The 22,316-nt window shown below is 57.0% G+C and carries 24 protein-coding genes; 11 read left to right on the forward strand and 13 right to left on the reverse strand.

All coding sequences use genetic code 11. From position 1 onward, the window contains the following. Nucleotides 1-10 precede the first annotated feature (10 nt). The 3 genes from fdhF to OSH04_RS06705 are packed head-to-tail and all read left to right on the forward strand — an operon-like array spanning nucleotide 11 to nucleotide 4,079. Nucleotides 11-2,932 (forward strand): formate dehydrogenase subunit alpha, encoded by a 2,922-nt coding sequence (fdhF, locus tag OSH04_RS06695; protein WP_060186304.1) that lies wholly within the window; start codon nucleotides 11-13, stop codon nucleotides 2,930-2,932. Between the two features lie 32 nt (nucleotides 2,933-2,964). Beyond that, nucleotides 2,965-3,831, forward strand: a complete 867-nt coding sequence (fdhD, locus tag OSH04_RS06700; protein WP_266108145.1) for a formate dehydrogenase accessory sulfurtransferase FdhD — start codon at nucleotides 2,965-2,967, stop codon at nucleotides 3,829-3,831. Then, nucleotides 3,828-4,079, forward strand: coding sequence for a formate dehydrogenase subunit delta (locus OSH04_RS06705; protein ID WP_045930881.1), 252 nt, complete (start codon nucleotides 3,828-3,830; stop codon nucleotides 4,077-4,079). Before fdhD ends, OSH04_RS06705 begins: the two co-directional genes overlap by 4 nt. A 61-nt stretch (nucleotides 4,080-4,140) precedes the next feature. On the opposite strand, the gene OSH04_RS06710 is transcribed toward OSH04_RS06705, so the two are convergent. Both OSH04_RS06710 and OSH04_RS06715 read right to left on the reverse strand, forming a co-directional pair. Then, a complete protein-coding gene (locus OSH04_RS06710) occupies nucleotides 4,141-4,602 on the reverse strand; it encodes a universal stress protein (protein WP_035271213.1) in 462 nt (153 codons plus the stop codon). An 87-nt stretch (nucleotides 4,603-4,689) separates the two neighbouring features. Then, nucleotides 4,690-5,031, reverse strand: coding sequence for a TIGR01244 family sulfur transferase (locus tag OSH04_RS06715; RefSeq protein WP_009463890.1), 342 nt, complete (start codon nucleotides 5,029-5,031; stop codon nucleotides 4,690-4,692). A gap of 50 nt (nucleotides 5,032-5,081) precedes the next feature. On the opposite strand from OSH04_RS06715, the gene OSH04_RS06720 reads away from it, so the two are divergent. Next, complete coding sequence (locus tag OSH04_RS06720; RefSeq protein WP_266108146.1) at nucleotides 5,082-5,678, forward strand: GNAT family N-acetyltransferase; 597 nt, start codon at nucleotides 5,082-5,084, stop codon at nucleotides 5,676-5,678. Nucleotides 5,679-5,687: 9 nt separating this feature from the next. On the opposite strand, the gene OSH04_RS06725 is transcribed toward OSH04_RS06720, so the two are convergent. Further along, nucleotides 5,688-6,446 carry a ChbG/HpnK family deacetylase gene (locus tag OSH04_RS06725; RefSeq protein WP_254002700.1) on the reverse strand — a complete coding sequence of 253 codons (759 nt, stop codon included), beginning with the start codon at nucleotides 6,444-6,446 and terminating at the stop codon, nucleotides 5,688-5,690. A gap of 60 nt (nucleotides 6,447-6,506) precedes the next feature. Between OSH04_RS06725 and OSH04_RS06730 the strand changes: the two genes are divergently transcribed. Continuing rightward, nucleotides 6,507-6,884, forward strand: coding sequence for a GtrA family protein (locus OSH04_RS06730; RefSeq protein ID WP_022983235.1), 378 nt, complete (start codon nucleotides 6,507-6,509; stop codon nucleotides 6,882-6,884). Here OSH04_RS06730 and OSH04_RS06735 read toward each other — a convergent pair. Both OSH04_RS06735 and OSH04_RS06740 read right to left on the reverse strand, forming a co-directional pair. Further along, complete coding sequence (locus tag OSH04_RS06735) at nucleotides 6,823-8,493, reverse strand: ArnT family glycosyltransferase (protein WP_266108147.1); 1,671 nt, start codon at nucleotides 8,491-8,493, stop codon at nucleotides 6,823-6,825. The two genes, OSH04_RS06730 and OSH04_RS06735, sit on opposite strands and share 62 nt — an antisense overlap. 142 nt (nucleotides 8,494-8,635) lie before the next feature. After that, nucleotides 8,636-9,655, reverse strand: coding sequence for a glycosyltransferase family 2 protein (locus OSH04_RS06740; RefSeq protein ID WP_060186300.1), 1,020 nt, complete (start codon nucleotides 9,653-9,655; stop codon nucleotides 8,636-8,638). Between the two features lie 343 nt (nucleotides 9,656-9,998). Here OSH04_RS06740 and OSH04_RS06745 point away from each other — a divergent pair, with 343 nt between their 5' ends. Then, nucleotides 9,999-10,403 (forward strand): group III truncated hemoglobin, encoded by a 405-nt coding sequence (locus OSH04_RS06745; RefSeq protein ID WP_009463895.1) that lies wholly within the window; start codon nucleotides 9,999-10,001, stop codon nucleotides 10,401-10,403. Between the two features lie 2 nt (nucleotides 10,404-10,405). Then, entirely contained in the window at nucleotides 10,406-10,858 is a 453-nt protein-coding gene (locus tag OSH04_RS06750; RefSeq protein WP_009463896.1) for an RrF2 family transcriptional regulator, read from the forward strand. 166 nt (nucleotides 10,859-11,024) lie between these two features. Here the strand turns inward: OSH04_RS06750 and serA are convergent, their stop codons facing one another. The 7 genes from serA to OSH04_RS06785 form a co-directional block, all read right to left on the reverse strand. Then, nucleotides 11,025-12,233, reverse strand: a complete 1,209-nt coding sequence (gene serA, locus OSH04_RS06755) for a phosphoglycerate dehydrogenase (protein WP_045930875.1) — start codon at nucleotides 12,231-12,233, stop codon at nucleotides 11,025-11,027. 220 nt (nucleotides 12,234-12,453) lie between these two features. Further along, nucleotides 12,454-13,455: a cytochrome-c peroxidase gene (locus tag OSH04_RS06760; protein ID WP_009462237.1), complete on the reverse strand. Its 1,002-nt coding sequence runs from the start codon at nucleotides 13,453-13,455 to the stop codon at nucleotides 12,454-12,456. Nucleotides 13,456-13,730: 275 nt separating this feature from the next. Next, nucleotides 13,731-14,435, reverse strand: a complete 705-nt coding sequence (locus OSH04_RS06765) for an ABC transporter ATP-binding protein (RefSeq protein ID WP_009462239.1) — start codon at nucleotides 14,433-14,435, stop codon at nucleotides 13,731-13,733. Next, nucleotides 14,428-15,249: an ABC transporter ATP-binding protein gene (locus tag OSH04_RS06770; RefSeq protein ID WP_009462241.1), complete on the reverse strand. Its 822-nt coding sequence runs from the start codon at nucleotides 15,247-15,249 to the stop codon at nucleotides 14,428-14,430. Before OSH04_RS06770 ends, OSH04_RS06765 begins: the two co-directional genes overlap by 8 nt. After that, the gene (locus OSH04_RS06775) at nucleotides 15,246-16,208 is read right to left on the reverse strand and encodes a branched-chain amino acid ABC transporter permease (RefSeq protein WP_035271219.1); all 963 of its coding nucleotides are present in this window, start codon (nucleotides 16,206-16,208) and stop codon (nucleotides 15,246-15,248) included. The genes OSH04_RS06770 and OSH04_RS06775 overlap by 4 nt, the downstream gene beginning before the upstream one ends. 3 nt (nucleotides 16,209-16,211) lie before the next feature. Then, nucleotides 16,212-17,132 (reverse strand): branched-chain amino acid ABC transporter permease, encoded by a 921-nt coding sequence (locus OSH04_RS06780; protein ID WP_022983237.1) that lies wholly within the window; start codon nucleotides 17,130-17,132, stop codon nucleotides 16,212-16,214. Between the two features lie 20 nt (nucleotides 17,133-17,152). Continuing rightward, complete coding sequence (locus OSH04_RS06785) at nucleotides 17,153-18,322, reverse strand: ABC transporter substrate-binding protein (RefSeq protein ID WP_009462245.1); 1,170 nt, start codon at nucleotides 18,320-18,322, stop codon at nucleotides 17,153-17,155. A 325-nt stretch (nucleotides 18,323-18,647) separates the two neighbouring features. Between OSH04_RS06785 and OSH04_RS06790 the strand changes: the two genes are divergently transcribed. From OSH04_RS06790 to OSH04_RS06805, 4 genes are all read left to right on the forward strand, one after another. After that, complete coding sequence (locus OSH04_RS06790) at nucleotides 18,648-19,085, forward strand: Ivy family c-type lysozyme inhibitor (RefSeq protein ID WP_009462247.1); 438 nt, start codon at nucleotides 18,648-18,650, stop codon at nucleotides 19,083-19,085. 73 nt (nucleotides 19,086-19,158) lie between these two features. After that, nucleotides 19,159-19,353, forward strand: a complete 195-nt coding sequence (locus OSH04_RS06795; RefSeq protein WP_022983238.1) for a heavy-metal-associated domain-containing protein — start codon at nucleotides 19,159-19,161, stop codon at nucleotides 19,351-19,353. A gap of 229 nt (nucleotides 19,354-19,582) precedes the next feature. After that, nucleotides 19,583-20,647 carry a bifunctional DNA-binding transcriptional regulator/O6-methylguanine-DNA methyltransferase Ada gene (ada, locus tag OSH04_RS06800; protein ID WP_266108148.1) on the forward strand — a complete coding sequence of 355 codons (1,065 nt, stop codon included), beginning with the start codon at nucleotides 19,583-19,585 and terminating at the stop codon, nucleotides 20,645-20,647. 117 nt (nucleotides 20,648-20,764) lie between these two features. After that, a complete protein-coding gene (locus tag OSH04_RS06805) occupies nucleotides 20,765-21,514 on the forward strand; it encodes an SDR family oxidoreductase (protein ID WP_266108149.1) in 750 nt (249 codons plus the stop codon). A 64-nt stretch (nucleotides 21,515-21,578) separates the two neighbouring features. Here OSH04_RS06805 and OSH04_RS06810 read toward each other — a convergent pair whose 3' ends face one another. Next, nucleotides 21,579-22,316, reverse strand: a complete 738-nt coding sequence (locus OSH04_RS06810; RefSeq protein WP_022983239.1) for a cytochrome c biogenesis CcdA family protein — start codon at nucleotides 22,314-22,316, stop codon at nucleotides 21,579-21,581.

Here is a 22,316-nt window from a genome sequence, read left to right on the forward strand (position 1 = left end):
GGAGATCACCATGAAAGAAACAGTCGCCGTACGCGAACGTGACCTGGGCACCCCAGCCTCGACCCAGACCGAGATGGTCAACCTGACCATCGATGGCAAATTGATTGAAGTGCCCGTCGGCACTTCCGTGATGCACGCAGCCGCCTTGGCCGGTATCAATATTCCCAAGCTGTGCGCCACCGATTCGCTGGAGGCCTTTGGCTCCTGCCGTCTGTGCCTGGTGGACATTGAAGGCCGTCGCGGCCACCCTGCTTCCTGCACCACCCTGGTGGAAGAAGGCATGGTCGTCCAGACCGAAAACGACACCCTGCACAAGCTGCGCCGCAACGTGATGGAGCTGTACATCTCCGATCACCCGCTGGACTGCCTGACCTGTCCTGCCAACGGCAATTGCGAACTGCAAGACATGGCCGGTGTGGTGGGCCTGCGCAGCGTGCGCTACGGCTTTGATGGTGCCAACCACCTGGACGATACTACCGACAATTCCAACCCTTACTTTGCCTACGACTCCAGCAAATGCATTGTCTGCAATCGCTGCGTACGTGCCTGTGAGGAAGTTCAGGGCACCTTTGCGCTGACTATCGACAAACGCGGTTTTGAATCGCGTGTCACCGCCGGCCAGAACGATGGTTTTCTGGGCAGCGATTGCGTCTCCTGCGGTGCTTGTGTCCAGGCCTGCCCGACTTCCTCCTTGATGGAAAAGTCGGTTATCGACCTGGGTCAACCCGAGCACGCCGTCATCACCACCTGCGCCTATTGCGGTGTCGGTTGCGGCTTCAAGGCCGAGATGAAGGGCGACAAAGTCATTCGCATGACACCCTGGAAAGACGGCAAGGCCAACCGTGGCCACGCCTGCGTGAAAGGTCGTTTCGCCTGGGGTTACGCCACACACCAGGACCGTATCCTGAGCCCCATGATACGCAAGAGCATTACGGACCCCTGGCAGGAAGTGTCGTGGGACGAGGCCATCAATTACGCTGCCTCCGAGTTCCGTCGCATTCAGGATCAGCACGGTCGTGACGCGGTGGGCGGTATCACCTCCTCGCGTTGCACCAACGAAGAAACCTATCTGGTGCAAAAGCTGGTTCGTGCCGCCTTTGGTACCAATAACGTGGACACCTGTGCCCGCGTGTGTCACTCCCCGACCGGCTACGGTCTGAAGATGACCCTGGGTGAGTCCGCCGGTACGCAAACCTTTGACTCGGTGATGCACACCGACGTGGTGATCGTGATGGGTGCCAACCCCAGCGCCGCTCACCCCGTATTTGCGTCGCGCCTGAAACGTCGCCTGCGCCAGGGTGCCCGCCTGATCGTGATCGACCCGCGTCAGACTGAACTGGTCAGCTCGCCGCACATCCAGGCCGACTATCACCTGCCCCTGCGTCCAGGCACCAACACCGCCATGCTGACCGCCATGGCCCACGTGATCGTCACCGAAAATCTGGTGAACGAGGCCTATGTGGCCGAACGCTGCGATACCGCGGCCTTCAATGAATGGCGCAGCTTTGTCAGCCAGCCCCAGAACTCGCCGGAAGCCATGGCCGAGATCTGCGGTGTGTCCGCCGACGACATCCGTGGCGCAGCCCGTCTGTACGCCACCGGCGGCAACGGTTCGATTTACTACGGCCTGGGTGTGACAGAACACAGCCAGGGCTCCACCACCGTGATGGCCATTGCCAACCTGGCCATGGCCACCGGCAACGTAGGCCGCGAAGGTGTGGGTGTGAACCCGCTGCGTGGTCAGAACAACGTGCAAGGCTCCTGCGATATGGGCTCCTTCCCGCACGAGTTCCCCGGCTACCGTCACGTCTCCGACACCAGCGTACGCCAGCAGTTTGAAGAGGCCTGGGGCGTATCTCTGCAATCTGAACCCGGTCTGCGCATTCCCAATATGTTTGACGCCGCCTTGAGTGGCAGCTTCAAGGGGCTGTACTGCCAGGGCGAAGACATTGTTCAGTCCGACCCGAACACCCAGCACGTGGCCGCCGCCATGGCTGCCATGGAGTGTGTGGTGGTACAGGATCTGTTCCTGAACGAAACCGCCAAGTACGCCCACGTGTTCCTGCCCGGTTCATCCTTCCTGGAAAAAGACGGCACCTTCACCAACGCCGAGCGCCGCATTTCGCGCGTACGCAAAGTGATGGAGCCCAAGGCGGGCATGGCCGACTGGGAAGTCACCTGCGCTCTGGCCCGTGCTTTGGGCTACCCCATGAATTACGAGCATCCCGGCCAGATCATGGACGAGATCGCCCGTCTGACCCCGACCTTTGCCGGCGTGTCTTACGATCGTATCCAGGAGCTGGGTGGCAGCGTGCAATGGCCTTGCAACGAACAGGCGCCTGAAGGCACCCCCACCATGCACATCGACGAGTTCGTGCGCGGCAAGGGCCGCTTCATGCTGACTCAGTACGTACCCACCGAAGAGCGCAGCAGCCGCAAGTTCCCCTTGCTGCTGACCACCGGCCGTATCCTGTCGCAATACAACGTGGGCGCACAAACCCGCCGTACCGACAACGTGGCCTGGCATGCAGAGGACTTGCTGGAAATTCACCCGGTGGATGCCGAAGATCGTGGCATTCGCAGTGGCGACAAAGTCTCGGTCAAGAGCCGTGCGGGCGAGACCGCCCTGCGCGCGACGGTGACCGAACGAGTGCAGCCAGGGGTGGTCTATACTACTTTCCACTTTCCCGAGTCGGGCGCCAACGTGGTCACCACCAACAACTCGGACTGGGCAACCAACTGCCCCGAGTACAAGGTGACGGCCGTGCAGATTCAGCGCGTGACCTCCGAGTCGGCCTGGCAAAATCGCTGGAACCGTTTCCACGATATTCAGCAGCGTCTCCTGCAAGGCGAGACCGTCCCGGCCGAGGATTTGGCCCAGGCGGATCACAGCCATTCGCATGAGCATGCCGAGGCCGTCGCGAAAGTATGATGCGTCCCAACAGGCCCTAAGGAGTTGCCCACGTGAGCCAGGCAGATTTTCGTGATGCCAGCGCCCCTGCCACCGTATGGCGGCAGGCGCGTACCCCAGCAGAAGCACAAGCTGACACCCTGCCCCAAGAGGATCAGGATGCGCTGGCACGCGAACAGGCCGTGGCTCTGGAGTTCAATGGCATCAGCCATAGTGCCTTGTTATGCAGCCCCAGCGATCTGGAGGATCTGGCTTACGGATTTTCCATGACCGAGGGCATCATCCGTACCGCTGACGATATACGCAGCGTGGATGTGCTGGAAGGCGAGCGCGGCAGCCTGCTGCAAATCGAGATTGCCAGTGCTTGCCAGCATCAGCTCAAGGCGCGTCGCCGTCAGCTGGCTGGCCGTACAGGCTGTGGCCTGTGTGGACTGGAAAGTCTGGACGAGGTACGCCGACAGCTACCCCGTCTGGACGCTCCCGAGCACCGCCCCGATGCTGCCGCCATCTTCCAGGCCCTGGATGCCTTGCGCTCCAGCCAGCCCTTGCATCGTCTGACGGGCGCTACCCATGCGGCTGCCTGGTGCAATCTGCAAGGCGATATCCTGGCCGTGCGTGAGGATGTAGGTCGCCACAACGCGCTGGACAAACTGCTGGGCCACATGCTGCGCAACGATATTGATCCCCGCTCTGGCATGGTGCTGATCTCCAGCCGTGCCAGCTTCGAGATGGTCCAGAAGGCCGCTGCCATGGGCATCAACTTTGTGGTGGCCGTCTCCGCCCCCACCGCCTATGCCGTGCAGATTGCCGATGAACTGGGTGTCATGCTGGCCGCCTTCGCCCGTGACCGCAGCTTCACGCTGTACAGCCATCCCCACTATCTGAATTCTGCCGAGTCACGCTCGGCCACATCACCATGAACATTGTTCCTTTGATTCCCATGGCCAACCAGATCGGTCAGTTCTTTGAAATCCTGAGCAATCGGGAGCAAGGACTGCGCGAGATTGCGGAACATATCCAGAAATTCTGGGACCCGCGCATGCGCCGCTCCCTGCTGGATTTTGTGGCGCAAAACCCCAGCGGTAAAAGCGAAGATGGCGAGCTGCTGCCTATTGTTTTGCAGGCAGTCGTGACCCATAAACAGCAGCTGGAGCCACGCAGCCAATAAGACTTGCCGCAGACACAGAAAAGCCCGCCTAGGCGGGCTTTTTCTTTGGGCTGAAAAACGATTAATCGCTTTCTTTGACGCGGTACACCAGCACGGTGTTCTTGGCCATATTCAGCACCTTGATGGTCACGCTACCCAGCAACAGGCGGGACAGACCACTGCGGCCGTGACTACCGATAAAGATCAGGTCGCAACCTTCCTGCTCGGCAACCTGGACCACACCGTCGGCCACGTTGAAGTTCGATACGGATTTGCCGGTAGCCTTGACGCCTGCGGTCTCGGCACGGTCCAGAATCTGTTGCAGGTATTTCTGCGACTGTTCTTTGGCGGTCTTGTCGTAGTCCTCGTCGGTGATGGCGTAGGCAGCAGCCATACCATCAAAACCAACGGTGGCAGCAAATGGCTGCGTCACGTGCAAAGCCAGAACCTCGGCACCAATTTGGCGGGCAAAGGTCACGCCTTTGTTGGCTGCTTGGGAGGAGAGCTCGGAACCGTCAGTTGGAATCAGAATTTTCTTGAACATGGCATAACCCCTTTGAATGGAGACAGATAGCTTACCGCTGCATACCGGCACAGGACAAGCTAGTACAGACCTGAACCTTGAGCCAGGTCAGGATTCGTTCAATGCGCGGAACAATACGGCACAGCGAGTACCCGTGCGGCAGTAGGCCAAAGTCGGGCCAGGCAAGGCTTCAAGCAATTGACCAAAACGGGCAACATCAGCAGAAGTAATAGCGCTACCCACTACTGGCTGATACTCCACCTGCAAGCCTGCCGCCTGGGCGGCCTTCATCACGTCTGCCGACAAGGGCTGGTCGGGACCGCCTTCCATATCGGGACGATTGATGATGACACTTTTAAAACCGGCATCGGCCACGGCTTGCATGTCCTCTCCCGATAATTGAGGGGCGACGGCCAATTGCTCGGTCAAAAACTGGTGCGGGAAGGACATAGAAACTCCTGAAATCGGGATAAACTAAATCAGTTCAAAGGAAAAATAGTATGTTCCCCCCCGATAGTACGCAAGCCCCTTTCTCTGCCTCCCTGCCGCAAGGCAATCACGCCAGTGCCTTGTTGATACGTCAGGCCACGTTGGACGATATGGCAGCAGTGCAAAACATCTATGCCTATCACGTGCTGCACAGCACGGCGACCTTTGAACAAAGCCCGCCCGACGAACAGGAAATGGGTGCCCGCTATATACAAGTGCGCGAGCAAAACTTGCCCTGGCTGGTCGCGGAACTGGACGGGCAGATCGTGGGCTATGCCTATGCAGGAACGTATCGCTCCCGCCCGGCCTACCGCTTCACGGTAGAAGATTCCATCTATCTGGCTCAAGGTCAGATTGGCAAAGGTCTGGGAAAAGCCTTGCTGGAACAATTGCTGCTGGAATGCGAGAAAGGCCCGTGGCGGCAAATGGTGGCCATCATCTCCGGCCATGACAGCCGTGGCTCAATTGCTCTGCACCGTTCGCTGGGCTTTGCCCATGTAGGTACTCAGCCAGCGGTAGGCTATAAATTCCAGCAGTGGATTGACGTGGTCATCATGCAGCGCAGTCTGGGTGACGGCAGCCAAAGCCAGCCAGCCCAGACGCCCTGATTTTCCTTCTCAGGCAATGCGCAGGCTGTATTGATCCAGCCATTGCTGCATCTCATCGCCAGCCAGCACCTCGTACTCTGCCTGACGTTGCAAGCCCACAGGATCGTCCTGCACGCTGCTCAAGGAGGGATGGCACATCATGCTGTCCCCGTGCTGCATCACCGCCAGCCAGGCTTTGACCAAGGCGCTGTAGCGCTCCTTACCACCCTGAAAGTCGTATACACCGGTAAAGCTGCTATTCAAGGTGGCACCTTTGGCTCTGGCCAGACGCAACAAATCTCTGGAACCCAGCCCGGCAATAATCTGCGCCTTGAATCGGTCTTTAAACGCAAAACCCGTAGCCAGACGCTGGGCACCGGTATAGCGCAGCCAGGGCATGGAAGCGGCGTAACGACGCTCCATTTCCGCCAGCAAGGCCTCGCGTATCATGGGTAGCTGATGCACGTGCTGATGCCCGTCGATATAGTCCGGGCCCTGCCCCATCACCTCTTCAAAACGATCCAGCTGGCGAGCCACGCTATCCTTGACCTTCTGATCATCCAGACGATGCAGCAGGCTGCGGATAATCACCTGCTTGAGCGGCATGGCATACACGCCCGCTTGGGAAGCAAACTCGGTAAAATTCAGGTGCAAACCTTTTTGCAGCGTGCTCTGGCGCAGTGCTGGTGCATTTTGCACAAAGCTGTCCCCATCGACCAGGCAGGATGTTCCTGTCAGGCGTCGGGCCTGGGCCAATTTCAGTATGGCCTCGTCCACGGCAGGGGCCATCCCAAAATCATCCGCGCATATACTGATCTGCCTGTCCTTGGCCACTGCTCGCTCCGCTTTATGTCTCGTCAAATCATTCTGTTCATACTGGTCGGCACTTTGGCCGCCTTCACGCACTGGGGCATTGTAATCGCCCTGGTGCAAACGCTGAGCCTGTCTCCGCTGCTGGCCAATCTTTTTGGCTGGCTGATTGCGTTCCTGGTGTCCTTTGGTGGCCACTACTGGCTGACATTCCGCTCCCAGAATGCCCGCTTTCTGCCGGCTCTGACACGTTTTTTTCTGGTGTCTGCCGCTGGCTTCGCCGTCAACGAAGCCAGCTATGCGTTTTTACTGAATCATTCTGGTCTGCGCTACGACTTGCTGCTGGGCCTGATTCTTATCGGCTTGGCTGTGCTGACGTTTCTGGCTGGGCGGCTTTGGGCGTTCCGCCGCACATAAGCTCGTACTCGTCGTGATCGAAGCGCCACAGAGCAATACGCTGGTCTTCATACAGGCGCTGAGCATGGTTAAGCACCTGGCTTTGGCGCACGGCATCTGGCGAGCCGATCAACCAGACTACCGCCTTGCTGTCCCGACATAACTGCTGACGAAGGGTTGCCCGATCTATCAAGGTCAGCGCCCCACGTTGCGGCTCAAAGCGAGCTGCCTCCAGCAGCTCCTTGCGCCAACTATCGGTGCGCATGATTTCCGGATCATCCCAGCGTCCCATCACGCTGATGTTCTGCAGGCCCGGAACATAGAAGCCCAGGTCATAACGGTAATTATTCAGAAAGACGACACGGTCACCCTTTTGGTATTCACTGGCCAGTACACGGCCCAAGGCCTGACTGTTAACCTGTGGGCGCAACATCATCGTCACCACGGCAAACGCACAAATCGCAACACAAACACCCAGGCTCCAGACCGCAAAGCGCTCTACCTTTGCTTCCCCATCCCGCTGACTACGGCGAATCACCACATCCGCCAGAAAAAAAGCCCAAGGGCCAATCGCAGGCAGGACATAGCCCACCAGCTTGGACGTAGGAATGGAAAAGAAAACCAGCACAGTCAGCAATGCCGACAGCATCAGGCCCCGTACCGCGCCCAAACCGTCGGAAGCATTAGCAGAACCACGAAAGCGCTTGAACAAGAATGGCGTCCAACCCAAGGTGGCAACAGGCATCAGGGCAAAGTAGAACCAGAAAGGCTGAGGGTTGTTAAAGCCGGTTTCCAGAAAGCGCTGGAAGTGCTGATAGACGATGTAATAGTCAAAAAATCCGGGGTAGCGCGCCTGCATGGCCCACATCCAGGGCGTGGCAACCAGCAGCAAAACCCCCAGGCCTGTCACAGAAAACAGGCGCAACAACGTACGCCACTGGCCTCGACCCAGCAGCCAGAACACCAAGATACCGCCGGGGATCAAAATACCGATCAAGCCTTTTGCCAGAAAAGCCAGGCCTGCGGTGGCATACAGCCCCATCAAGGCCCAACGATAGGAGCGCCCTTGCTCCATCTGCAAGGCAGCATGACCTCCCAAGAGCACACAGCTACTGATCAAGGCAGCAACCGTCATGTCCAGATTGGCGTAATGGGAAGCACCGAAAAGCAAGGGGCTGCTGACCAGAATCAAAGCCGTCCAGCCCGCATGTTGCTGGCTGGCATGACGCTTCAAGAACGCGTGCATACCGGCAATCAACAAGGCCGCCATCAAGGCAGGTACCAGACGAGCAGCCACAAAATTCACACCCAACACTTTCAGGCTCAGGGCAGTCAGCCAATAATGCAAGGGAGGTTTATGGAAAAACGGCAGGCCGTCCAGACGCGGCACCAGATAATCACCGGATTCCAGCATGGACAGGGCCACGCCGACATAACGCCCCTCATCCGGAATCAACAAGGGGTACGCCCCCAGGGTCAGCGCAAACCACAGCAGTGCCAGCAGCCCCACGGACACACTAGAGAGCGTACCCAGGCGCTGGACGCCGCAACGTAACCAATAGGCCGGTCCACGCGCTTGTCCAAGCGGTAGCGTTGCACCGGAAGAGGAAAAGGAATTATCGATACTCATCGCTCAAAGCCAAACCAATAGGGGTAGGCAGCTACTTGTGTAGCTGTCGAAGCGATTCAGAATATCGATGTAGCGTTCAATTACAAATGAGAGCAGTTCGCCAATTAAACGATCCGGCCTGCCTTCAAAACCAGGCTTGCCTTCAGCCTTGCTGCGGGTCCTGATCGGGGGTCGCTAACTGCTTCTGGTCAGGTGCCGGTTCAGAGGCCTGAGCCAGTCCCTGCCCCCGGCGACGATGCACCAGATACAAGGGCCGATGCTTGACCTCGGCAAAGATGCTGGCGACATACTCGCCCACCACACCCAGCGAGAGCATATTCACCCCCGCGAAAAACAGTACCACCGTAATCAAGGTTGCCCAGCCCCGAACGGCATCCCCATACAACAAGTGCTTGAAGATAATGAACAAGCCGTAGCTGAAAGACAGCATGGCCAACACTGCCCCTAACAGGCTCAACAACCGCAGTGGCCAGGTGGTGAATGCCGTCAAACCATCCACCGCAAAGCGCAATAGTTTAGTGGGGCGGAATCGGCTGACACCATGCAAGCGTTCGGCAGGCGAGTAGTAAATGGGCTCGGACGGAAAACCCACCCAGGCAAACAAGCCTTTCATGAAGCGGCTGCGCTCGGGCAAGGCCATCAAGGCATCAACGACACAGCGATCCATCAGGCGAAAATCGCCTGCATCACGCGGCACACGCAAACCGTTAGACGTGCGCATCAGCTTGTAAAACAAACTGGTGCCCGCCCGCTTCATCCAGGTCTCGTCGTCACGGGTTTCCCGCACGGCATAGACCATTTCCAGGCCTGTAGACCAGCGCTCCAGCATGGCTTCGATCAAGGCAGGGGGATGCTGCAAATCCGCATCCATGCACACGACTACCTGCCCGCGGCTGGCCTCCAGCCCTGCCGTCAACGCCGCCTCTTTGCCAAAGTTGCGCGATAACTGCAAATAGACCAATTGAGGGTAGGTTTGACGCAATTGCTCAATAACCAAAGGCGTTGCGTCGGTACTGCCATCGTCAACGAAAATGATTTCAAAGTCCGGAACCAGTTCGCGCAACTTTGCCACCAAAACCGGCAGCAATGCGGGCAGGTTTTCTGCTTCATTCAAACCAGGGATAACGCAAGAAAGCGTTTGGGCCTGTCGTTTTGTAATCATTATTCCTTGAGCACCGTGCTGTAACAAAACCAAGGTCTAGCCAACAAAAAGTAATCGTAGCCCGCCAGACCGCCTAGTGCAATTTACCTTCGGTGATACTTGTCTTTCTTAAAGAGCACCGTTCAAGACTTGTACAGCCCTTGCAAGCCGGCCAGACTGGCCAAACACCGCAAACGCAACATCCATACGCTGAAACGTGCAAGCAGTGTAGGAAAGCAAGCGTTGAATCAGCGTGAAATCCGGCGTGAAAATGTCCCGTTCCCAAGCGTTTTCTTTCCGGCTTGACCCCGATGAGTCCTACCAATAAGATAGATAAAATATATATCTTTAAATTCAAAATATTATGGCTCTCAACCCTTTGTGTACCCGCCAGGAAATTCATGACCTGGTCTGGGACTTTTACGATCGCATCCGCATGGACGACGTCCTTGGCCCCATTTTCTCCGAGCGCATCAAGGATTGGGATACGCATCTGGGCGTAATGGAAGAGTTCTGGTCATCTCTATTGCTCAAGACCGATGGCTTCAATGGCAATCCCATGGCCAAGCATTTGTCGCTCAAGCATATTCAGGCCAGCCACTTTGAACAATGGCTACGCCTGTTCAAGGAAACCTGCCAGGAGCGTGAAAACCAGGCCATGGCCGCGCTGGCATTGGAATATGCCCAGCGCATCGCCCGCAGCTTCTGGTTTGGCTACCAGTTCCAGCACAACCCCACTCAAGTGGCCAGCGAGCTGCAACTGCCCTGATCATGCGTCTGACCAACCTTACCGACTACGCCCTGCGTCAATTGATGTATCTGGGTCAGAACGAAGACAGGCTCTGTACCATCGCGGAAATTGCCCAGTACCACCAGATTTCCCAAGCCCATCTGATGAAAGTCACCCACCTGCTTGCCAAGGGCGGGTGGATTCAGACACAGCGCGGGAAAAACGGCGGAATGCGGCTGGCCCGTGCGCCGGAAGACATCAACCTGGGCGAGCTGGTACGCTATACCGAAACCGATCTGGCGGTGGTGGAGTGCCTGGGCAGCGGCACCCACTGCATCCTGAGCGGTCGCTGCAACCTGAGCAATATCCTTAAACAGGCGCTGGTCCAGTTCCTGAGTTATCTGGATAACTACACCTTGCGCGACATTATTGTTCCCGGCAGCAGCCCGGAACAGACGATTGCCTGGCCCACCAAGTCCATGCACTCGGCCTGATCGCAGACGGACGGATAGCAGACGGACGGATAGCAGACGGACGGATAGCAGACGGACGGATAGCAGACGGACGGATAGCAGACGGACGGATAGCAGACGGACGGATAGCAAACGGCCCCGGATTCAAAAGAATCCGGGGCCGTTTGTTTAGGGTCCGACTACCGCTTCAAGCCGGGAAAATCAGATCGCTCCGTACAGTACCAGGATGGGCACGCACAGCTTCCAGCAAACCCTGCTCGGGCACACGATCCAGGTCCGTCATGGCATAACCCAACTCGCCTTGCGTTTGCAGCTGCTGGCGGGTGATGTTGATACCGTGCTGAGCCAGAATATTGTTCAAGCCACCCATCGCGCCGGGAACGTTGCGATGAACATGCAGCAGGCGCACAGCACCCTGGATGTCGTAGTAAGACACTTCGGGGAAGTTCACCGCGCCCTTGGTAGCGCCGCTACGCAAATAGCTAACCAGTTTCTCGGCCACTTCACGGCCGATGTTTTCCTGGGATTCCTGAGTACTACCGCCAATATGCGGCGTCAGGATCACATTAGGCATACCGATCAAGGGGCTCTTCAAAGGTTCGTCCACGCTTTTCGGTTCGGTTGGGAACACGTCCAGCGCAGCACCCGCCAGATGACCGCTGACCAAGGCTTGGTGCAAGGCATCAATATCCACCACCGTCCCGCGCGAAGCATTGATCAGGATGGAACCGGGTTTCATGGCCGCAATCGTCTCGGCATTCATGATGTTGTGCGTGCCCTGCCCGCCTGGTACGTGCAAGGTGACCACATCGGACTCGGCCAGCATCTGCTTCAAGCTGCCATAGACACGGGCATTGCTCAGCGGCAGTTTGGACTCCACATCGTGGTAGAGCACGCGCATACCCAGCGCTTCGGCCAGAGTACCGACTTGGGAACCAATATTGCCGTAACCAATCACGCCCAAAGTCTTGCCACGGATCTCGAAAGCGCCATCGGCACTTTTGTCCCAGAAACCCTGGTGTACGCGCAGGTTCTTCTCGGGGATACGACGTAGCAACAAGATGGCCTCACCCAGCACCAGCTCGGCAACGGAGCGGGTATTGGAGAACGGCGCATTAAAGACCGGTACACCATGGTTCTGGGCTTGATCCAGATCCACCTGGTTGGTACCAATACAAAAGCATCCCAGCACTTTGAGCTGGTCTGCGTGCTCCAGCACCCGGCTGTCAAACTGGGTACGGGAACGAATTCCGACAACTTCGGCGCCTTTGACAGCGTCCAGCAGCTCCTGACCCGACAAGGCTCCCTTGTAGGTCTGAATATCGGTCAAACCCGCAGCCTCAAAAACTTCACGGGCGCTAGGATGAATGTTCTCAAACAGGACAATGCGACTCATGATGGTTCCAGTCATTGAAATAGTATCTAAATGGTACTATTTTTTTAGCCCGCCTGATCGAGCATCAACAATAACAGCAGGGGATTCTTGTCTTGAACACCAAGCAAAGCCATGAATCCACAGCCAAATACAAAAACCCAGGCCAGGAAAATAAAAAATCCAGGACCTGGGTCACTTCAAGGCGGCCTAGCTCATGAAAAGCCGCCTGAATAGCCTGCTATCAAGAACCAAATGGCACCGGACGTGGTGTGTTGTCACGCGAAGGTGGCAGGATTGGCAGCACGATTTCAGGCTGTTTGCCCGTCAGCGTTTTCAGGAACGCGACGATCTGGGCATTTTCCTCTGCAGAGAAACTGCGACCCAACTGCAGACGACCCATTGTATCCACGGCTTCGGTCAAGGTATTGACAGCACCATCGTGGAAGTAAGGGTAGGTCAGCTCGACGTTACGCAAGGTAGGAACCTTGAAGTTGAAACGGTCGGCATCTTTCCCTGTCACAGCCGCACGGCCTTCGGCCGGATTGGTCGTTTGGTAGGGTTCGATCAGACCCATTTTCTGGAAGGAGGTACCGCCCAGATTGGGACCGTTGTGGCAGGCCACGCAACCACTATTCTTGAACAGTTGATAGCCAGCCAGCTCCTGATCGGTAATGGCTTTCTTGTCACCCTTCAACCACAGGTCAAAGCGGGAATCGGGCGTCACCAAGGTTTCTTCAAAGGCAGCAATTGCGGAGGTGACTTCATCAATACCGAAGTCGGCCTTGCCAAAGACTTGCTTGAACTCGGCCTTGTACTCGGGGATGGAGCTCAGGAACTCCATGGCCAGCTCGTGTGTGAACGCCATTTCCTTGGGGTTGGCAATCGGGCCACCGGCCTGCTCTTTCAGGTCGCTGGCACGGCCGTCCCAGAACTGGGCCACGTTCAGGCTGGAGTTCAGGACGGTAGGCGAGTTGATGGGGCCTTCCTGCCAGCGATCCCCGATGGAGGTACGGATATTGTCCGTGCCACCCATGCTCAGGTTATGACAGGAGTTACAGGAGATGAAACCAGAACGGGACAGGCGAGGTTCAAACCACAGCTTCTTGCCCAGTTCAACGCGTGCCGGATCAGTGACAACTGCGGCGGGAATCGGCTGTACAGGCTCATTTTCCTGAGCTTGCGCGGCACTGCCGAGCAGTAGACCGGCGGCCAGAGCAGAGAGAGTGAACAGGCGTAATTTCATAACAACTTCCTTATGGGATGACAGAGCTTCCTGCCAGTGAGTGGTCCGGTTAGGACCCATAACCCTGCTGGCCTTATGGACATCGTAAGGAATGCCATTTCATTACACATTGATACATCGCAAGGAAATAATCTTTCCAGAGATGCTTAGGGAACTTTCAGAAGAAAGTGCAACTCCTCCGCCACAATCCCCTATAGTGCCTTGACGAAACGCATAAAAAATGCCGCCTGCAGTCCAGCAGGCGGCATCTTGGGATTGTTGCAGTTTGTGTTTTTTTATACGCCCAAATAGCGCGTCCACAAGGTGCGATCAGCCCCCAATGCTTCGGAGTTCCCCTGCCAGACCAATTTGCCACGTTCCAGAATGATGTGGTGATCCGACAAGGCCATCAGCCGCTCGACATATTTGTCGATCAGCAAGATGGTTTGCCCTTCCTCACGCAAGACGGCCAGACAGTTCCAGATTTCTTCACGCACCTTGGGCGCCAGTCCCTCGGAGGCTTCATCCAGAATCAGCAGCTTGGGGTTGGTGACCAGCGCACGGCCAATGGCCAGCATTTGCTGCTCACCGCCCGAGAGCTGGTTGCCCATATTGGACGCACGCTCACGCAAGCGTGGAAAAAAGTCATAGACACGCTCGGGCGTCCAGGTCTTGTTGGCTTTGGGGTTGCGATTGCAGGCAAAGGCCGTCAAGTGCTCGGCCACGGTCAGGTTGGGAAAGCACTGACGCCCTTCGGGCACAATGGCAATCCCGGCACGGGCAATACGGTCCGGATTCCAGCCCGCAATGGACTGGCCGTCGAACTTCACATCGCCGCCGCGCACCGGCAACTGGCCCAGAATGGTTTTCAGCAAGGTGGTCTTGCCCATGCCATTACGGCCCAGCACAGTCACAACCTGCCCGCTACGAATGGACAGATCCACCCCGAACAGCACCTGGCTGGCGCCATAGCCGCTTTGTAATTGAGTCGTTTCAAGCATGGCTTTCCACCTTGGTTGGAACTGGCGTGTCGTCGTCGCCCAGATAAGCTTGACGCACAGCCTCGTTATCGCGGATTTCGGCAGCCGTGCCGGTAGCAATAATGTGCCCCGCCACCAGCACAGAAATCCGGTCAGCCAGACGGAAAACGGCTTCCATATCATGCTCGACAAGCAACATGGTGGCTTTGCCACGCATGGTTTCGATCAATTCAGTCAGGCGCAGCGTTTCGTCCGGCCCCATCCCGGCCATAGGCTCGTCCAGCAACAGAACTTGCGGACGGCTGGCCAAAGCCAGGGCGAACTCCACCTTGCGCTGCTCGCCATGCGGCAACACACCGGCCTGGGTATGCAGCAAGGACGCATCAATGGCACATTCGGCGGCCAAAGCACGGGCTTGCTCGTACAGCTCGGTTTCCGCCTGACGAGCACGCCAGAAGCGGAAGCTGCTGCCACTGCATGCCTGCAAAGCCAGCACCAGGTTATCCAGCACCGTGTAGTTCTTGAAGATGTTGGTGATCTGGAACGAACGTGCCAGACCGGCAGCCACACGCTGGTGACCCGACAAGGAAGTCACATCCCGGCCACCCAGCAAGAGCTGGCCCGAATCCGGGGTCAAGGTGCCCGACAGCAAATGAATCAGGGTCGATTTACCTGCGCCGTTCGGGCCGATCAAACCATGAATTTCACCAGGCACCAGGTCCAGGGACACATCGTTGGTAGCCTGCAAAGCACCAAAGCGCTTCATCAGACCACGGGCTTGCAAAGCGGCCGAGCCGCTGCCCGCCTTGGAGGCGGTTGCTATCGTGTTCGTCATGCTTGCTCCTTGGCGGTAGTAGCGGGATCAGCGGCCGAGCGGACACGCACCAGCCCGGCCAGCCCCTTGGGTGCAAAAAACACCACCAGCAGCAACAAGATACCCAAAGGCATGTGCCAGTACTCGGTCCAGTTGCGCAGCAACTCTTCCAGCACCAACATCACGAACGCGCCCAGAGCACCGCCATACAGCAAGCCAATACCCCCAACCAGCACCATGATGATCAGGTCAGCCGACTGGGTCCAGTTCATCAGGCTAGGCGAGACAAACAGGTTGTGGTTGGCCAGCAAGGCTCCGGCCAGACCCATGATGGCTCCGCTCAAGGTGTAAGCCGTCAGGCGAATGCGGTAGACGGGGTAACCCAAGGTTGTCATGCGGCTTTCGTTTTCACGCGTGCCCATCAAGGCCTGCCCGAAACGGGCTTTAACCAGACGATTGAACAGGAACAGCACCCCCACCAGAATAGCCAGAACCAGGTAGTAAAAGCTCAGCTCATTGCTCAGATCAATCCCGGGCAAGGATGAATGGCTGTACATGTTCAGGCCGTCCTCGCCACCGTACTGGCGCAAGGAAATGAACAGATAAAAGATCATCTGGGCAAACGCCAGCGTGATCATGATGAAGTACACACCACGAGTACGCAGCGACACGGCACCGGTCAGGAAAGCCAGCAAGCCGGAGATCACCATGGCAGCAGGCCAGGCAATCAGGCCGCTTTGCACGCCTTCGGTAGCCAGGATACCTACGGTGTAGGCCCCTGCCCCGAAAAACGCGGCATGGCCCAGGGCCACCATCCCGCCATAACCCAGCACCAGATTCAAGGCACTGGCAGCCAGGGCATAGATGAAGATACGGCGTACAAATGAAATGTAGAACTCAAGTCCGTACATCGGTGCAATCAAGGGGAAAGCCAATAAGGCCACCAGCACCAGGGCGGACAAAATACGCGAAGTAGACATACATTAACCTCGCGCCGGGAACAGGCCCGAAGGACGGAAAACAAGAACAACAGCCATCAGGACATAGATCGAAATGGCGGCAATCGTAGGACCGACGCTGGAAGCCACATCTGCCGGGAAAACGTTACGCAGCAACATGGGCAGGAATGCACGGCCAGCGGTATCAACCATACCCACCAGCAAGGCCCCTACAAACGCGCCACGAATCGAGCCAATCCCGCCAATCACGATGCAGACCAGAACCAGGATCAGAATGTCCTCGCCCATACCGATCTGAACCGCGGTAATCGGACCCAACAAGGCACCGGCCAGCGCTGCCAAAGCGGCTCCCAGAGTGAACACACCCAGGAACAGAATAGGCACACGCACCCCCATCAGGGTGGCCATTTGTCGGTTGGAAGCACCGGCACGCACCAGCACCCCAGCTCGTGTTTTGGTCACGAAGGCATACAGGGCCAGCGCCATCACCAGACCGACCGCAATAATCATCAGACGGAAGGCGGGATAGAGAAAGTCAGGCAAGAGTTCTACCGGCCCGGACAACAAGGCAGGCATATTCAACATAACGGGGGTTGGGCCCCAAATCATTTTGACCACATCATTGGCGATCAAAATAACGGCATAGGTTCCCAGTACCTGAGCCAGGTGATCACGAGTGACCAGCTTGCGCAGAATGAGAATTTCCAAGGCAATACCGACCAGGGCTGTCACCGCCACCGCCACCACAATGGCGGCGGTAAAAGACCCTGTACGCTGCATGGTTTCCGCGGCCACATAGGCTCCCGCCATATAGAGGGAGCCGTGGGCCAGGTTCATGATATCCATAATGCCGAAGACCAAAGTCAGGCCCGCGGCAATCAGAAACAACATCAAACCAAACTGCAAACCATTCAGCAATTGCTCGCTAATCAGAATGAGCGACATGCTTTTACCACCTGTGAATCTTAATTAAGTTTGCATTCTTTGGCGTAGACGTCCTGGTAGGAGTCAAACACCTTGCTGACCATACGGTTCACAAGACGTCCGTCCTGATCCTTGACCACTTCACGCAAGTAATAAGCCTGCACGGGGAAGTTGTTGTTGCCGTAGGTAAATGGGCCGCGAACCGAGTTGTAGTCGGCGGCTTTCAGTGCCTTGAGCACCGCTTCGCGGTCGGACACCTTGCCATCAACCTGTTTGACGGCGGCGTCAATAGCCAGAATCACGTCATAGGCCTGAGCAGCGTAAACCGATGGATAGCGGCCGTCGTAGGCTTTGCGGAACTCTTCCACAAAGGTCTTGTTGGCAGGAACATCCAGGTCAGGCGACCACTGAGCCGTGTTCAACATGCCCAGGATAGGCTCGCCCACGGCGGGGATGATGTCCTCGTCACCCGAGAAGGCTGGGCCCAGCAACACCACATCTTTATTCAGGCCAGCGGCCACAAACTGTTTGATGAAGTTGATGCCCATGGCGCCGGGCAGGAAGAAGAACACGGCCTGGGGCTTGGCCGCACGGATCTGTGCCAGTTCAGCCGAGTAGTCAATCTGGCCCAGCTTGGTGTAGAGCTCGTCGTTGACGGGTTTGCCGTAACCACGCTTGAAGCCGTTCAGGTGATCCTTGCCGGCTGGATAATCAGGGGCAATGATGAACATTTTTTCGTAGTTGCGATCCGCAGCCACTTTACCGGCGGCCTCGTCAAAGGCATCGTTCTGGTAGGACACGCCAAAGAAGTACGGATTACAACCGGCACCGGCCAATTGGCTAGGACCCGGATTGCTGGTCAGGTAGGGCACTTTGGCCGAGAACAGGGCGGGAGCCACTGCCAGGGCTACGTTGGAGCCCACGGGGCCAGTAAAGAAGTCGATCTTGTCGCGCTGCACGAAGCGATTGACCAATTGGCGGGCCTGGTCGGGGTTACCGGCCATATCCTGTTGAATGAACTCGGCCGGGAAACCGCCCAGCTTGCCGTCCAGTTGTTTGATGGCCAGATTAAAGCCATCACGAACTTCACCACCAACGGCAGCGAACGGACCGGATGTGTCCATTGCCATCCCCACTTTGATGGTATCGGCATGAGCCAAAGAACCGCCAAAAGCCGCCGCCAGAGCTACGGTCAATGCAATACGTTTCATGTTATCTCCTTGCGCCACCGCGCTTATAGGCTGTCTTTAAATAAGATGCACAGCAGATCGAACTACAAATTCAACTATGCCAACCATTCATTTATAAATAGTTTAGTTATGAAACAATTTTGCTGGCAAGCTGTGGTTTTTACCTACACCCCTCAAATGCCCTGGTAATTCGACAGGAAACAAAGCCCCGTGCCAATCCCATGGACGGATAAGCACTATAACGACTGTAGGGATAGCCGTTTATGCAGGTTTTCCTTGATTTTGTTAACAATCCCGCACTAAGCGCGCTGCTAAACTGAGGGCTCGCCTCATTATTGGAGATCCCATGCGTATTTCCCATTCTCTGTGCCGCCTTGTCCTTGGCAGCGCCCTGCTCGCCCCTTTCCTGAGCAATGCACAGTCCTCGGAATCCGTTTATCTGGCTGACCTGGCCAAGTCCAACAAGCAAGTGGCCCAGCAGTATCAGAGCCTGATGCAGGACGTCGCCAAAAACGCCAGCTGGGTTAAAGATTTCGGTACGGCTTCGCCGGGCGAAACCGTGTCTCTGGATGGCCGCGACTACCAGGTTTTCCAGGGCTGCAAACCCCATGACTGCACCAGCTCCAGCTACGTAGTGCTACTGGACACCCAAAAGCAGACCATCTCCTACGGTGCTTTTGTGGAAAACAAGGAATCAGGCCCAGGTTTGGCCAGCAGCCAGATTCAATGGCTGGGCAATCCCGAGTTTGATCAGATCCGCCTGATGTCACCGGCCCTGTTTTAAAAAAACAGCACTTGACCTTGCCCCCGTGGCAAGCCTTAAGCTGACTCCATTGTTTTTATCAAAGGAGTCAGCTATGTCCACCTTCTCCGTACCCGACATGACCTGCGGCCACTGTGTACGCAGCATCACTGAAGCCATTCAGGCTGTCGCCCCTCAAGCCACCGTCAGCACGGATCTGGAAAAACACCAAGTTACCGTTCAAGGTCTGGATGGCGCACAAGCCCTGAAAGTGATTGAAGAAGCGGGTTACACCCCCAGCGCCCTGTAAGCACGACGCGCCTTTCACGGTGCCAGCGCTTCAGAGCCAATAAGAAGGCCGGTTGATACCGGCCTTTTTTCATACTGCTTCGTTTAGCACGCACATACCGTCAGCAACTGACAGGCTCTTGTTTGGTGTCAGCCGGGTCTGTCAATATTGACCGCAAGAATCGGAGTGCTTGCGATGAAAGACCCGCGTATTCTGGCTTCGTAATTGATGATGTCAGGATCCCTGCCCTATGACTACGAACCCTGCTTACAAAACCGACGATCAGCGCTGGGCGGCTGTGCAGGCACGAGACCCCGCTGCCGATGGCCAGTTCGTCTATGCGGTGCGTACCACAGGCGTGTACTGCCAACCCAGCTCAACAACACGGTTGCCCAAGCGCGAGAATGTCGAATTTTTCGATTCGCCCCAGAGCGCTGAAGCGGCAGGCTATCGTTATAGCCGTAGGGCCCATGGCTCTCAAACCAGCGCCGCAGCAGAACGGGCCGCCATCGTGGCTCGTGCCTGCCGCCTGATCGAAACTTCGGAGACGCCGCCATCGCTGGACACGCTGGCAGCCGCGGTGGGCAAAAGCCCCTTCCATTTTCATCGTCTGTTCAAAGCCGAAACAGGTCTGACGCCCAAGGCATACAGCTCGGCCTATCGTGCTCGCAGACTGCGCGAGGAACTGAGTAGTCCGGACACGTCCATCACCAATGCGATCTACGACAGCGGATTCAACTCCAACAGCCGATTCTACGAAGCCTCTGAACAGTTGTTAGGCATGCGTGCACGGGACTACCGGGCTGGAGGGGCCGGTGCTGTCATCCGTTTCGCTGTGGGTCAGTGCTCTCTAGGAGCGATTCTGGTAGCCCAAAGCCAACGCGGCATCTGCGCCATCTTGCTGGGCGACGATCCCGATCAACTGGTTCGTGACCTGCAGGATCAGTTTCCCAAAGCCGAAATCATCGGCTGCGACGGCGACTTCGAGCAACTGATCGCTCAAGTCGTGGGCTTCATCGAAACGCCCTCTATTGGCTTGCACCTGCCACTGGATGTACAAGGAACGGCCTTCCAGGAACGAGTCTGGCGCGCGCTCTGTGAGATCCCGCCAGGCGTCACCGTCAGCTACACCGACATTGCCGAACGCATAGGCTCGCCCAAAGCTGTGCGTGCCGTGGCCCAGGCTTGCGCCAACAACCACATTGCCGTGGCCATCCCATGCCACCGCGTCGTACGACGCGATGGCGATCTGGCCGGTTACCGCTGGGGGATAGACCGAAAACGTGAACTGCTACGCCGCGAAGTACAAGACTGATAGTCGGCTGCCTGCCCAATCATCAAGAACGAGTTTTGAAGGCAAGAAACGGAGTTCCCCGTCAGGCCAGGACACATACGATGTGAGCTCCCAATAGAAATACAGGAGATTTCACTCATGGCTTTGCTTGATGGAAAGGTTGCCCTTGTTACCGGCGCATCCTCTGGTATTGGACGCGCCATCGCATTGATGTTTGCTGAGCAGGGAGCGGCACTTGTTCTTACGGCAAGGCGTGGCGCATTGCTTGAGGCCGTCGCCAAGGAGATCCGGCAGTCTGGCGGCCGTGCCGAGTTTGTGGCGGGGGACATTACGCAGGCTGAAACCCATGAGCAAGTGATCGAAGCCGCGAACAGCAGATTCGGTGGGCTGGATATTGCGATCAATAACGCCGGTATTGTCGGTGCCCTCAAGCCGCTGGCCGAGATGTCACTAGAAGAATGGCAAACAACACTGGATACCAATCTTGAGGCAGCCTTTCTGGGTGCCCGTAGCCAGATTCCAGCCATGCTCCATCGCGGTGGCGGCTCGATTGTGTTCACCTCGAGCTTTGTGGGCACCAGTGTCGGCCTGCCCGGGATGAGCGCTTATGGTGCCGCCAAAGCGGCGCTCATGGGGCTGGTCAAAGGCATCACGGCGGACTATGCGGCGCAAGGAATACGTGCCAACGCTCTATTGCCTGGCGGAACTGACACAGACATTGCCGGAGATCAGAGCGCCAAGGATTGGGCGGCGGGGCTGCACGCCATGAAGCGAATCGCCCAACCTGAAGAAATTGCGTCCGCAGCACTCTTTCTGGCCAGCCCCATGTCCAGTTTTGTGACCGGCTCCGCCTTGTTCGCGGATGGAGGCAATGCGGCCGTGAAGTGACAATGCGGTGCTTCCTGATAGCTGATGAAGCACCACACTGATAACAGGCAAATACTGAGGCTTGTTAGCCCAGTTGCCCTAACACCGGGAAGGTCTTGAGCACCCAGATAGCAAACCGCGCCAGCTCGCCGGTTGCCATGGCCCAGCCCATCACAATCAGCACCAGACCCGCCCCCCAGCGCACATAGCGCCCGATCTTCCTGATCTGGGTCATGCGCTGCAAGAAGGGGGTCAGGAAGCAGGCGGCCAGGATGAAAGGCACACCCAGACCCAAAGCGTAGACGGACAACAGGATACTGGCCTTGCCCGCACTGGCCGTGCTGGCTCCCATCATCAAAATGCCCGCCAGAATCGGGCCGATGCAGGGAGTCCAGCCAAAGCCGAACGCCAGCCCCATTACCGTTGCCCCGCCAGGGCCTGCCGCTTTGCCGGATTCAAAGCGATAGTAACGTTGCAGACTCATGGGCATGCGCAGCACCCCCATCACACTCAAACCCGCTAAAGCCACCATGACACCTGCCGCCACATTCAACTCGTAGCGATAGGCCATCAACAGCTGGCCAAGGTAAGAGAGACTGGCTCCCAAGGCGATAAAAACCAGTGAAAAGCCAGCCACAAAGCAAACGCTGCGACCCAGTAGCTGGCTGCGCTTGACCTGCGTATACACCTGCCCGTCCCCGGCCAGATAAGACAAATAACCGGGAACCAAGGGCAAGACGCAGGGGGACAGAAACGAAGCCATCCCCGCCAGAAATGCCGTTATCAGGGCGATCAGGCCCAAATCCAAAGACACTATTTCCAT

It is taken from the genome of Alcaligenes nematophilus, from assembly GCF_026344155.1.
In the GTDB taxonomy this organism is placed as follows: domain Bacteria; phylum Pseudomonadota; class Gammaproteobacteria; order Burkholderiales; family Burkholderiaceae_B; genus Alcaligenes; species Alcaligenes phenolicus.

Coding starts and splice junctions, on each gene's coding strand:
- OSH04_RS06785 (WP_009462245.1), bottom strand. CDS start 18,322: ATGAAACGTATTGCATTGACCGTAGCTCTGGCGGCGGCTTTTGGCGGT.
- OSH04_RS06750 (WP_009463896.1), top strand. CDS start 10,406: ATGCGTCTGACCAACCTTACCGACTACGCCCTGCGTCAATTGATGTAT.
- OSH04_RS06725 (WP_254002700.1), bottom strand. CDS start 6,446: ATGGCCCCTGCCGTGGACGAGGCCATACTGAAATTGGCCCAGGCCCGA.
- fdhF (WP_060186304.1), top strand. CDS start 11: ATGAAAGAAACAGTCGCCGTACGCGAACGTGACCTGGGCACCCCAGCC.
- OSH04_RS06715 (WP_009463890.1), bottom strand. CDS start 5,031: ATGTCCTTCCCGCACCAGTTTTTGACCGAGCAATTGGCCGTCGCCCCT.
- OSH04_RS06745 (WP_009463895.1), top strand. CDS start 9,999: ATGGCTCTCAACCCTTTGTGTACCCGCCAGGAAATTCATGACCTGGTC.
- ada (WP_266108148.1), top strand. CDS start 19,583: ATGACTACGAACCCTGCTTACAAAACCGACGATCAGCGCTGGGCGGCT.
- OSH04_RS06720 (WP_266108146.1), top strand. CDS start 5,082: ATGTTCCCCCCCGATAGTACGCAAGCCCCTTTCTCTGCCTCCCTGCCG.
- OSH04_RS06735 (WP_266108147.1), bottom strand. CDS start 8,493: ATGAGTATCGATAATTCCTTTTCCTCTTCCGGTGCAACGCTACCGCTT.
- OSH04_RS06765 (WP_009462239.1), bottom strand. CDS start 14,435: ATGCTTGAAACGACTCAATTACAAAGCGGCTATGGCGCCAGCCAGGTG.
- OSH04_RS06760 (WP_009462237.1), bottom strand. CDS start 13,455: ATGAAATTACGCCTGTTCACTCTCTCTGCTCTGGCCGCCGGTCTACTG.
- OSH04_RS06705 (WP_045930881.1), top strand. CDS start 3,828: ATGAACATTGTTCCTTTGATTCCCATGGCCAACCAGATCGGTCAGTTC.
- OSH04_RS06775 (WP_035271219.1), bottom strand. CDS start 16,208: ATGTCTACTTCGCGTATTTTGTCCGCCCTGGTGCTGGTGGCCTTATTG.
- OSH04_RS06810 (WP_022983239.1), bottom strand. CDS start 22,316: ATGGAAATAGTGTCTTTGGATTTGGGCCTGATCGCCCTGATAACGGCA.
- OSH04_RS06780 (WP_022983237.1), bottom strand. CDS start 17,132: ATGTCGCTCATTCTGATTAGCGAGCAATTGCTGAATGGTTTGCAGTTT.
- OSH04_RS06795 (WP_022983238.1), top strand. CDS start 19,159: ATGTCCACCTTCTCCGTACCCGACATGACCTGCGGCCACTGTGTACGC.
- OSH04_RS06730 (WP_022983235.1), top strand. CDS start 6,507: ATGTCTCGTCAAATCATTCTGTTCATACTGGTCGGCACTTTGGCCGCC.
- OSH04_RS06740 (WP_060186300.1), bottom strand. CDS start 9,655: ATGATTACAAAACGACAGGCCCAAACGCTTTCTTGCGTTATCCCTGGT.
- OSH04_RS06790 (WP_009462247.1), top strand. CDS start 18,648: ATGCGTATTTCCCATTCTCTGTGCCGCCTTGTCCTTGGCAGCGCCCTG.
- OSH04_RS06710 (WP_035271213.1), bottom strand. CDS start 4,602: ATGTTCAAGAAAATTCTGATTCCAACTGACGGTTCCGAGCTCTCCTCC.
- serA (WP_045930875.1), bottom strand. CDS start 12,233: ATGAGTCGCATTGTCCTGTTTGAGAACATTCATCCTAGCGCCCGTGAA.
- OSH04_RS06805 (WP_266108149.1), top strand. CDS start 20,765: ATGGCTTTGCTTGATGGAAAGGTTGCCCTTGTTACCGGCGCATCCTCT.
- OSH04_RS06770 (WP_009462241.1), bottom strand. CDS start 15,249: ATGACGAACACGATAGCAACCGCCTCCAAGGCGGGCAGCGGCTCGGCC.